The organism is Cellvibrio sp. KY-YJ-3 (assembly GCF_008806955.1).
Classification (GTDB): Bacteria; Pseudomonadota; Gammaproteobacteria; order Pseudomonadales; family Cellvibrionaceae; genus Cellvibrio.
In genome coordinates this window covers 3,144,726-3,155,909 of sequence record NZ_CP031727.1, presented here as the reverse complement: position 1 = coordinate 3,155,909, position 11,184 = coordinate 3,144,726, and the positions used below count along the sequence as shown (strand labels likewise).

Annotated in this window: 5 protein-coding genes; 2 read left to right on the top strand and 3 right to left on the bottom strand. The window is 49.2% G+C overall.

From position 1 onward, the window contains the following. The first annotated feature begins 23 nt into the window (after positions 1-23). Both D0B88_RS13255 and pelA read left to right on the top strand, forming a co-directional pair. A complete protein-coding gene (locus tag D0B88_RS13255; protein WP_151057730.1) occupies positions 24-3,419 on the top strand; it encodes a HEAT repeat domain-containing protein in 3,396 nt (1,131 codons plus the stop codon). Between the two features lie 267 nt (positions 3,420-3,686). Then, positions 3,687-5,675 carry a pectate lyase gene (gene pelA / locus D0B88_RS13250; protein WP_151057728.1) on the top strand — a complete coding sequence of 663 codons (1,989 nt, stop codon included), beginning with the start codon at positions 3,687-3,689 and terminating at the stop codon, positions 5,673-5,675. Between the two features lie 104 nt (positions 5,676-5,779). Here the strand turns inward: pelA and D0B88_RS13245 are convergent, their stop codons facing one another. From D0B88_RS13245 to D0B88_RS13235, 3 genes are all read right to left on the bottom strand, one after another. Then, on the bottom strand, positions 5,780-6,739 hold the full coding sequence (locus tag D0B88_RS13245; protein WP_225318366.1) for a polysaccharide deacetylase family protein: 960 nt from the start codon (positions 6,737-6,739) through the stop codon (positions 5,780-5,782). Between the two features lie 75 nt (positions 6,740-6,814). Continuing rightward, entirely contained in the window at positions 6,815-8,113 is a 1,299-nt protein-coding gene (locus D0B88_RS13240) for a GDSL-type esterase/lipase family protein (protein ID WP_225318365.1), read from the bottom strand. Between the two features lie 151 nt (positions 8,114-8,264). After that, entirely contained in the window at positions 8,265-11,150 is a 2,886-nt protein-coding gene (locus tag D0B88_RS13235; protein WP_225318364.1) for a dockerin, read from the bottom strand. Between the last annotated feature and the right edge of the window lie 34 nt (positions 11,151-11,184).

The window sequence follows — 11,184 nt, the reverse complement described above, 5'->3', positions numbered from 1 at the left end:
ATCAGAACCAGCGTGAGAGACTCATGAAAAAACGCCCACTCGGTATTCCTTTTTCGCATTATCTTTATCGGTCACAAAGCTCAATGAAACCAGCCGTCTGGTTCACAACCTCCATAGCAGCACTGGTGTTACTAACCGGCTGCGGCGACAAAACAACCAACACCACCACAGAGACGAGCGCGCACAGCAGCAGCGCCGTTAGCAGTGTTGCGTTGAACATTACCCGTATCACCCCCGAAGACGCCAAAAAAAACGCCGCGACCATTGAGTCGCAAGTGGAATTAAAACTTGCAGATGGCATTACTGGCGAACTCTGGGCCTCTGAAAAATTAATGGGCGATACCGTGGCCATCCATGTGGATGACAAAGGCCGCATTTGGGCGGGTATCACCCAACGCAGCAATAATTCTGAATTTGATATTCGTGGCTATGCCGACTGGGAGCACCCTTCCGTTGCGTTTAGAAATATTGAAGACCGCCGTGCATTCCTCAAAGCAGAATTGGCACCGGAAAAAAGCGCACAAAACAAACGCATTCCTGATCGCAACAAAGATGGCAGCCATGACTGGCGCGACTTGACGGTCATGAAAGAGTCGGTTATTCGCCTGGAAGATACGTCCGGCAGTGGCAAAGCCGATTTTGCGCAAACCGTGGTGGAAGGTTTTAATACGGAAGTCACCGATGTGATCGGTGGTATGTATTACAGCGATTTGTTGGATGAATTATTTGTCAACATCGCACCTGATTTCTGGAAGCTGAAAGACACCAATGGCGATGGCCAGATGGACGAGAAAAAATCCCTCGCCCATGGTTTTGCCGTGCACATTGGTTTTAGTGGCCATGGTATGTCCGGCGCGATGATGGGGCCAGACGGAAAAATGTATTACAGCATGGGCGATGTCGGTACGGTTGTTACCGATGCTACAGGTAAAACCTGGGATTATCAGGATCAAGGCGTGATTGTGCGCAGCGAACCGGACGGCAGTAATTTCGAAGTCTTTGCCCACGGTCTGCGCAATATTTATGAATTTTCGTTCGATAAATACGGCAACTTTATCAGCGTGGATAACGACGGCGATCACGTCGGTGAATACGAGCGTGTAGTGCATTTGATTGAAGGGTCCGACACCGGCTGGCGCATTAACTGGCAGCTGGGTAAATACAAAGACCCTAAAAACAACAGCTACAAACCCTGGATGGATGAAAACTATTACACCCCGCGCTTTAAAGACCAGGCCGCGCATATTCTTCCACCAGTCGCGCCTTATTATGCTGGCCCCACCGGTATGACCTATAACCCCGGCACCGCGTTTAACGATAAGTGGAAAGATCACTTCTTTGTGGTGGAGTTTGTCGGTTCAGCGGCACGTGCGGGTATTAACGCCTTCACCCTGAAACCCAAAGGCGCCAGTTTTGAATTGGATAAGGATGAAAATATTTTCCGCGGTGTACTCGCGACCGGTTTGGATTTCGGCCCGGATGGCGCCATGTACATGAGCGACTGGATTGAAGGCTGGGGTTTAAAACAAAAAGGCCGTGTATGGAAATTGGATACACCGGACACCGCAGGCAATGCAATCCGCACCGAAACCCAGGCACTGCTGGCAGAAGATTTACGCCAACGTAGCGCCGACGATTTAGCAACATTGTTAAGCCATGTAGACATGCGCGTGCGTCAAAAAGCGCAATTTGTGTTGGTCGATAAAAACGAGCGCAGCGTGTTGGAAACCCAGGCGCAAAGTGCAACAGACGAATTTGCGCGCATCCATGCCATTTGGGGCCTTGGGCAATTATTGCGTAAAGATGCCAGTGTCGATGCCGTGTTGATTGCTTTATTAAAAGATGCCAACAGTGAAATGCGTGCGCAAGCCGCCAAAGTATTGGGCGATGCCAATCACGCACCGGCCACTGAATCATTATTGCCGTTGTTGAGCGATGAAAATCCACGCGCGCAACTTTATGCGGCACAAGCCTTGGGTCGCATTGGCGATAAAACTGCTATCGCGCCTATAGTTGCTATGCTCGCCGCCAATAAGGATGAAGATGTGTATTTGCGACAAGCCGGTGCCATCGCCCTGGCACGTATTGGTGATGATGCCGCGCTTGGTGAATTGGCAACACACTCATCGGAAGCTGTACGTATTGCTGCCGTGGTTGCTTTAAAACAAATGGCCAGCCCTACCCTCGCCGCTTTTCTTAATGACAAGAGCGAATACGTCGTGACTAATGCCGCCCGCGCCATTAGCGATGACACTTTAGTGACCGACGCCCTGCCCGCCCTGGCAGCTTATTTGGATAAACCCACGTTTACCAACGAGCAATTATTACGTCGTGTCATCAACGCGAACGTTTATGCCAAAAGTGCAACCAACACTACCGCCGACAATGCTGAACGTTTAATTCGTTTTGCGTCACAGCAAAAAATGGCCGGTGTTCTGCGCGCCGAAGCGATCCATGCCTTGGCAAGCTGGGGTGAAACCTCCGCCTATGACCGTGTGACCGGTGCTTATCGCGGCGCCGTAAAACACCCGGAAAGTGAAGCAATTGCAGCACTGAGTGCTAACTACAACAATCTCCTGGCGGACAGTGACGCAGAGGTGCGCGAAGCCACTGTGCATGCAATTGCCGGTTTAAATATCCGCGCAGCCAAAAATAATTTGGTTACCCAGCTAAGCAAAGATCCTGCACCTGAAGCACGTATCGCCGCGCTACACACACTGAAAAAATTCTCGGTCGATAATATCGGGGATCTGGTTTTTGTCGCCATGAAAGATAAAGACCAAAGTGTACGCATGGCGGCACTGGCCATGGTTCCCGAGTTGGATTTACCGGTACAACAAGTGGTGGAAATGCACAGCCTGTTGTTGAAAAACGGCACCACCGGTGAACAGCAAGCAGCACTCCTGTCGCTGGTCAATGTAGAGGCACCGGAAGCAGTTGCGGTATTTAAAGATCAAATGACCCAACTGATCGCCGGAAAAATTGCACCGGAAGTGCAGCTGGAATTAATTACGGCTGTGGAAAAAATTAAAGCACCGGAATTAACCGAACTGCTCACCACTTACCAAAACAGCAAAGACAAAACCAACCCACTGGATATGTTCCGTGAATCTTTGTACGGCGGTGATGCAGAAAAAGGCATGAATATTTTCCGCTACAGCAATACCGCACAATGTGTGCGCTGCCATATGGTGGGAACTCGCGGCGCCAATGTCGGCCCGAACTTAACGACCATTGCCAAAACCCTGTCACGCGAACAATTACTACAAGCGTTGGTTGACCCGGGGGCACGTGTAGCACCAGGCTTCGGCCCGGTATCCGGTATGCCGCCCATGGGTATGTTGTTAAAAGCAGATGAGATTCGCGATGTGGTGGCCTACCTGTCTACACTCACTGAGGAAGTACAAGAAGGTCACTAATTTCACACTAACTCTCGTTATTTATTTTTATCCCTCGGCTAAACCGGGGGATTTTTTTATCTGTGAAATTTTGCCATCCAGATTAATTAGACTGAATACAACATAGCGCGCCAATAAATCTCAAAGTCAGAGTTATTACTTTTATGTTTGTTAAGGCGCGCGTAGACTCGCGCGAATAATAATAAGTTGTACGATTCGGTCATTACCTATCTAGCACCTTCCGGTGCTGTGTCACAACATTTATCCAAAAAATGATAGGGAACAGCTATGAATAATAAATTTTTCAAACCACTACAACTTTCCACTCGAAGCAAACAGCGGCTGCTGATTAGTGCGGCACTCATTGCACTATCACCTGCATCCTGGGCGGCTTGCACCTACACCGTCACCAACAACTGGGGCAGCGGGTTTACCGGCGAAATAAAAGTAACTAACGACACGGCTCAAACTGCAAATAATTGGTCTGTGTCTTGGCAAGAACCGAATGCAACAATTACCAATGCCTGGAACGCCACACTCAGTGGCTCCAACCCCTATAGCGCAACCGGTTTAAGTTGGAATGCAACACTTGCAGCGGGTGCATCCGCCAGTTTTGGGTTTCAAGCAAATGGCACCGCGGGCGCACCCAAAGTGAATGGCACTTTATGTGGCAGCACCAACGCGTCATCTGCACCCAGCAGCATTGCGCAGTCCAGCGCGGTGGGTTCAGTAAGGTCCAGTGTTGCGCTATCCAGTAGTAGTCGCCCCGCAAGCTCTTTAGCAGCTAGTTCCAGTACGACAATTTCGTCGCTGGTAATTCAAGAAGAACAAGCTGGTTTTTGCCGTGTGGATGGCATAGCCACCGAGAGCACCAATGCTGGTTATAGCGGTAACGGCTACACCAATAGCAACAACCTGCAAGGCGCTGCTATCGAGTGGGCTGTTAACGCTACCTCAAGCAGTCGCCACACCTTAACTTTCCGCTTTGCAAATGGTGGAACCGCTAATCGCAACGGCTCTTTGTTAATTAATGGCGGCAGCAATGGCAATTACACACTGCAATTGCCCCCAACCGGTGGCTGGACAAATTGGCAAACAGCGAGCATCGAAATTGATTTGGTGCAGGGTAACAACCTGTTAAAACTCACATCGCTGACTGCTGACGGTTTAGCAAATATAGATTCACTCACAGTAGCAGGTGCACTGACTGCAGCAGGCGTTTGTGGTACGGGTGTTGGCAGTAGTTCTTCGTCGGTGAAATCCAGCTCCAGCGCATCAACCAGTTCGGTAGCAAGTTCAGTTGGCACAGCAAGAATGCTTACATTGGATGGTAATCCGGCTGCCAGTTGGTTAACCAAATCTCGCACCAAATGGGCGGTCTCCCGCGCTGATGTAGTTTTGTCTTATCAGCAAACCAACGGCGGCTGGCCGAAAAATCTGGATTACAACAGTGTGGGCAGCGGTAGTGGCGGCAGTGAAAGCGGTACTATCGACAACGGCGCAACCATCACCGAAATGGTTTACCTCGCGGATGTTTACAAACAAGGTGGTATTACCAAATATCGCGATGCAGTGCGCAAAGCAGCAAATTTTTTGGTGAGCTCACAATACAGCACTGGCGCCCTGCCGCAGTTTTATCCATTAAAAGGTGGCTATGCAGACCACGCAACCTTTAACGATAACGGCATGGCATACGCACTGACAGTATTGGATTTCGCTGCGAATAAACGCGCGCCGTTTGATACCGATGTATTTTCCGATGCAGATCGCGCACGTTTTAAAACCGCAGTAACCAAAGGCACAGAATATATTTTGAAGGCCCAGTGGAAACAAAATGGGGTATTAACCGCGTGGTGCGCACAACACGGTGCGACCGATTATTTACCGAAAAAAGCGCGCGCGTATGAGTTGGAATCATTGAGCGGTAGTGAATCCGTTGGTGTACTTGCGTTTCTGATGACACAACCACAAACCGCCGAGATAGAAAAAGCCGTACGTGCGGGTGTTGCCTGGTTTAATAGCCCCAACACTTATCTTGAAGGTTATACCTACGATTCATCGCAAGCGGAAACTAACCCCATAGTGCCCAAAGCTGGCAGCAAAATGTGGTATCGCTTTTATGATTTAAATACCAACAGGGGTTTCTTCAGTGACCGCGATGGCAGTAAATTTTATGACATCACCCAAATGTCACTGGAGCGTCGCACCGGTTATAGCTGGGGCGGCTCTTACGGTACATCGATAATTAGTTTCGCCCAAAAAGTCGGTTACCTTTAATAAAAAATCACCCTCCGTTTTTTAGGTGGAGGGTGATTTTTATGCTGGTTTTGAATTGACTAAGGTAAGACTAAAGTAAGAAAAAGCACTCCCCCTTTACACGATTAATAAACAACACCTGCCTCGACAAAAGCCTTATCCAAATAATCAACATTCTCCGATACATGGTACAACTTATCCTCAGGAATACCTGATCGCCGTGCTATGGCTGCCACTCTATTTTGATGATGGTAGGAAATATTGCTTAGATCGCGAGAAATAGGATCTTCATAGGCTTTTTGCGGTGAAATAATTTTCCACCCCTTACTTCGCAAATGCGCAATTAAATCTCCCAAAAACAAAGCCGCTGCGTCATTCTCGTGCAATAACAATACATGCTTTGGTGACTTCCCTAACGCTTTTCGGGCAACTTCGTCGTAGAACTCAATAGCGCTGAACAAGGTATCCACGTAAAACTTTTTGGCATTTTCATAATTGATATTCTTTTTATTTTCCGACGCCTTCGCAAGTAGGTTGCTGATGTGCCAGTCGTAGTTGGCGATAGTTATATAACCGTCTTTATAGCCAAGCTCCGATAAAGAATCCCGAATTGCAAGAATGGAGGATTTATCCTTACCGCAATCCAAATAGGGAAAGCGGTGAAAAGGTAAAAAATTATTTTGGTTTTTGAGCAGCAAGTGAGCGCTCTTGGCATCAGCAATATAATTTTTTTTCCCTAACGCACTGGCTGATTGGTGGCTGTAACTATGGTTTGCTATGTGAAATCCGGCTGCCGCATATTGATCCAAACGCATCTGGGTGGATTTATTTAATCTGTCGGCCTGCACAAAAAACAGAGCATCCGGTACTTTTGCCTTTTGCAAAGCGGCAATTATTTTCTGGGTGCGCTCATTACCACTCATTAAAGCCGAATCTGGCGTAGGAGCATCATCAAAGGTGATGGCTAACTCTTTAGCGTGACAAAGTGAAGTTGCCGCTAAGATCCCCATGAATACAATCTGAAAGATTATTTTTACGTAAGTTGCAGACATTCTTGCTAAATTAATACAATAAGCCTCATTCATAACTACTCCCTCTCGAACGCTATAGATATCTTTTTTACAACAGAAAAACGGCGCCCAAGGGCGCCGCTGTAACCACTATTTCATCAGCTTCTGTAAATGTGGCTCCAAGGCTTCCGCCCAGAGGCTGTAACCTTTTTCATTGGGGTGCAGCAGGTCAGGCATAATTTCTTTTGGCAGCACGCCCTCATTGGTTAAGAAAACGGAATTAATGTCTGTAAAAAACACCCGCTTGTTATCGGCGTAATCTTTAATAATCGCATTCACACCTTTGTTAATTAGGCGTAACCCGCCGTTGGGCTGTTCATCACGGGGAAAAATGGCCAGCATCAGCACTTTGGAATTAGGCAGACGCACTTGCAGTTCCTCCAGTATTTTTTTAATACCTGCTGCAGTGTAGATGGGATTTTCATAGCGATGGCCGGTATTGTTGGTGCCAATCATCAACACAACCACCTTGGGCGACATGTTTTCAACCGCGCCGTGCTGTAAGCGCCACAATACATTTTCTGTGCGGTCGCCACCAAAGCCAATGGCAAAGGCATTTCTGTTGGCATAATTTTTTTGCCACACGGGTGCACCATCGCCCTCCCAACCTTGAGTAATGGAGTCACCAATAAATAATAAATCTATTTTTCCGCCTTTTTCAGCAATGGTTTTGGCTTCCATTCGTTTTTGCTCGTGACGTGGCAACCACCAGTCAATAGACCACCACTCATTCAACATGTCAGGGGTAGTCGAAGCAGTTTTGTAATCAGGGCATTCAAGCAAAGAAACATTTTTAGGTGCGTTGGCGAGCAACTCCACATTCGCAATAGATACACCGCCCTGCCCGCCCACGTCCAAGGCAAACGGGGTAGTCGTTGCGCTAAAGTCGTCTTGCTCTTGCACAAAGCAATTCAAGGGAACGTAAGCTTTGCTCCAACCTTTACCGCGCAACTCTCGCGCCGCCATGGTGAAAGGTACCACGCGATTACAGTTATCGGATTTGCATTTCATTTTAAAGGAAATACCGCCTTTATCGAGCTCATCGATTTTCACATCCAGCGCCAATACGCCGGTTTGCATCATTCCCGCCAAATTCAAAGGCGCAGCCGCTTCCAATGTCATGCTGGAGTACCAGGTATCCTTCCAGCTAAATCTCAGGGCATCAGACGCATTTTTTTTACTGCTGGCTTGTAACTGGACATCACCTTTTGGCGTAACCAAATTAGTGCCATTAAATTTCAGTTGCTGGCCTGAGCTTTCTAGAAATATTTGTGAATCTTTAAGCGGCTTATCTTTGTAAATGGATATAACGTCCGCCGCGTTTGCACTCATTGATAACGCGACGCTGGCGAATAAAAAAGCACTGCCTAACTGTTTGATGTTTTTCATCTGTTGTTTGCTGTTTTTTTTCTGATAAAGGTATTGCATAAATAACTGTGACGCTCCTTTTGGTTGATAACACTGGGTAAAACTCGATGTTGCCGTTTATAAAAAAGCCTGCCTGTGCACCATTAAGGGCGCACAGGCAGGAACCATTTATTTAGTTAGTGAAAAAGATGCCGCGGCCATTACCGCTGAAGAACACCCGACCAACCACATTGTGATCCGCCGCCAAGTTACCCATACCGGCATACTGGTGTTTGTCGTCGTTGATACGTGTCCAGGTATTGCCACCATCCTCGGAACGATGCAGGCCCCAGACACCATCAATCACACCCACCACATAAACCCACGCCGAGTAAGCAGAACCAGCCGGTGCTTTACCCAATGCGATGGAGGTTGCGCCGTAGACTTCCGGCGTATTGGTATTGGAACCCCAAATGGAGGCGGCGGCGCTGAGTTTGGTCCAGGTAACACCTGAGTCGACTGAACGGAAAATGCTGTGGCCATCCACCAACCAGATATGACCTTCTGCATTCGGGTTCACGGCCATCGACGCATAACCAAAAAACTCAGGGCGCGCATTGAGGCTGGCGAACTGGCTGCTAGCAGTGAACGTGCTGCCGCCATCGGTTGAGGTGAAGAACTTGGGTGCAGGCCCCCACCAACCGCCACCGGAATCATAGGCATACACCTTGTTGGAGTTTTTGCGATCTGCCACGACACGATAACTGCGCCCCCATCCCTCTGGCAGGGCTGGCAGGTTGGAGTAAGTCCAGCTGGCGCCGTTATTGGTGGTATAGGCAGGCACTGAATTGCTGGGAGCCCAGATCACATGGTTGGCTTTCATTACCGCCAGGCTGGAAAAATCCTGTTGGTTAGTCAGACCTTGGGGATGAAGCGTTGGGAAGGTATTCCAGGTCGCGCCTGAATCAGTGGAATAAAACGCGCCGGGATTCGCACCACCCCAATGGGCGCTGCCGATAGTGGCTATGTAAGAGGGGTTTTCCCATGCCATATCAGTAGCAAGACCATTCTTGAAGTTTGAACCTGTATTGCGGGTTGGTTTAACGGAGAAGTCAGTATGAACCAGGGTGCCTACGTCGCCGGAGCTATTCAACAAGCTGTAAGACGCACCGGGCGGTGGTGTCATAAGTGCCAGGGTAGCAACCTCTTCGATGCCGTTAACCTTTTCATTCCAGGTAGGTTTGGTTGCGGAAGCATTTTTGGTTTCCCATACGCCGCCGCCGTGTACAACCAGAATGTGTTCGGAGTTGAATGGGTTAATCTCAATGTCGTCCAGCCAGCCAGTAAAGCCCTCATTAGCGGGTATACGTGGCGTAGCCGAGCCAATCTCACGCCAGTTAAGGCCTGCGTCGTCAGAGATTTGTACGGTTGGTTTACCCTCCCAATCGCCCCAGGAATTGGTGATGCCCAGCACAATTCGGGTAGATGAACCTGTGCCAGAAACCGTAACACCACCTATGCCATAGTTGGTCCATTCGGTCTGCGTATAACTCTTGAGTGGGGTCCAGTTGGTTCCGTCAAATTTATAAAGTGTCGCTGGGCCGTCTGCACCCGGGCCGGTGGTTTTGGTAAAGACCACGTACATCATGCCGTCTTGGGCGCGTACCCAGTGCGGAATGTGATAGCCCTGTAAGGGAGTATTTATGCCAGTCCAACTTGCGCCACCATTGGTTGACTTGAAAACGCTGTGACTCAAGCCAGCCAAAGCGGCATAATCCGGCGCAATGGCGGTATAAATGGTTTGGGTCGCACTACCGCTTCCGCTGGTAGCCGTATCAAAAATGACTTGTTGCACACCAATTGGGGTGCCGCCCGAATTGTTGTCAATTTGGGACTGGTTCATCTGCAGCGAGGCTAAAGACTGCACTTGCTGCCAGTTTTGGCCGCGATCTGAACTCTTCCATAAACCGGCAGTGCGTGAGCCGTAGAACAGGATCGCCGGGTTGTTGGGGTCAACCATCAGGCGCTCCCCAATCGCGCGCCCTCTATTGTTGGAACCCACGGGGAACGGCAGAGTGATGTACTGCCAGTTATCACCGCGATCCGTAGAAATATACAAACGCCCAAGGTCAGATAAGTTCACGGTGACGCCGGTGGTCATGTACACACGACGATCATCGGTTGGGTCTAACGCGATACTTTCCGCGCCTTGATGAGAGCCATCTCTTACACCAAAACCGTCGGTCAGCGGTGCCCAAATGGCTGCCGCTGCATCCCAACGATAGGAGCCGCCGATATCGGTACGTGCATAGAGAAGATCAGGCGTAGTTGGATGAAATACCAAACCGGGAACATAACCACCACCACCGTATTTCACATTGGTCCATTTGGCGGTGGTGTTGATTGCAAAATTGTAGCTGGCCATTTGGCCACAGGTATCGGTGAATACTGCAGAGGCGGTACAGCTTGCAGATGGCGCAAAGTACTGCTCACGTGAGCTGCCGCTGGTACCGCAGCCGCTCCAACTCCAGGTTCCCGTTGCCCAATTACCACCCGCGATAGGTTGAGGCCCCAAACCAATCGAGGTCCCGGATGCCACAGTCGCAGAACCGGTTTGGCTCCAGGTTCCCCCCACTTGCACATAAGGAACGACACTGGGTGTTGGACAACTGACAACAGCCAAACGAGTTGCTGTCGCTGCGCCAGAATTATATTGGCCGCCAGTAGCGTTAAATTTAACCCAATACCAGTACTGGGTTCCGGTAACTGCTGCTGTATCGGAATAACTCCGGGCCGACGTGGCAGGAACTGCAATTCTGGTGCGGCCCGCCGGATTACTGTCGGTATCCCGATACAATTCAATGCGACTAACAGATCCGCTTACCGTCCAGGAGAGATCAATACTGCTCGTTGATCCAGTCGCAGAAAGGCAAACCGTAGTACCGCCACCAGTCCCACAATTACTCTGGGCGAAAGCGACAGGTATTGATGTGAAAAAAACAAATAAAAAAGACAAATTGCTGATGGAGCGCTTGTTAATGGCAAGCTTATTAATCAAACGTTTGGAAATGAACCGCATGTAGCCTCCGAAAAGGTGTAGTGGGATTAATATC

Coding starts and splice junctions, on each gene's coding strand:
- D0B88_RS13255 (WP_151057730.1), top strand. CDS start 24: ATGAAAAAACGCCCACTCGGTATTCCTTTTTCGCATTATCTTTATCGG.
- pelA (WP_151057728.1), top strand. CDS start 3,687: ATGAATAATAAATTTTTCAAACCACTACAACTTTCCACTCGAAGCAAA.
- D0B88_RS13245 (WP_225318366.1), bottom strand. CDS start 6,739: ATGAATGAGGCTTATTGTATTAATTTAGCAAGAATGTCTGCAACTTAC.
- D0B88_RS13240 (WP_225318365.1), bottom strand. CDS start 8,113: ATGAAAAACATCAAACAGTTAGGCAGTGCTTTTTTATTCGCCAGCGTC.
- D0B88_RS13235 (WP_225318364.1), bottom strand. CDS start 11,150: ATGCGGTTCATTTCCAAACGTTTGATTAATAAGCTTGCCATTAACAAG.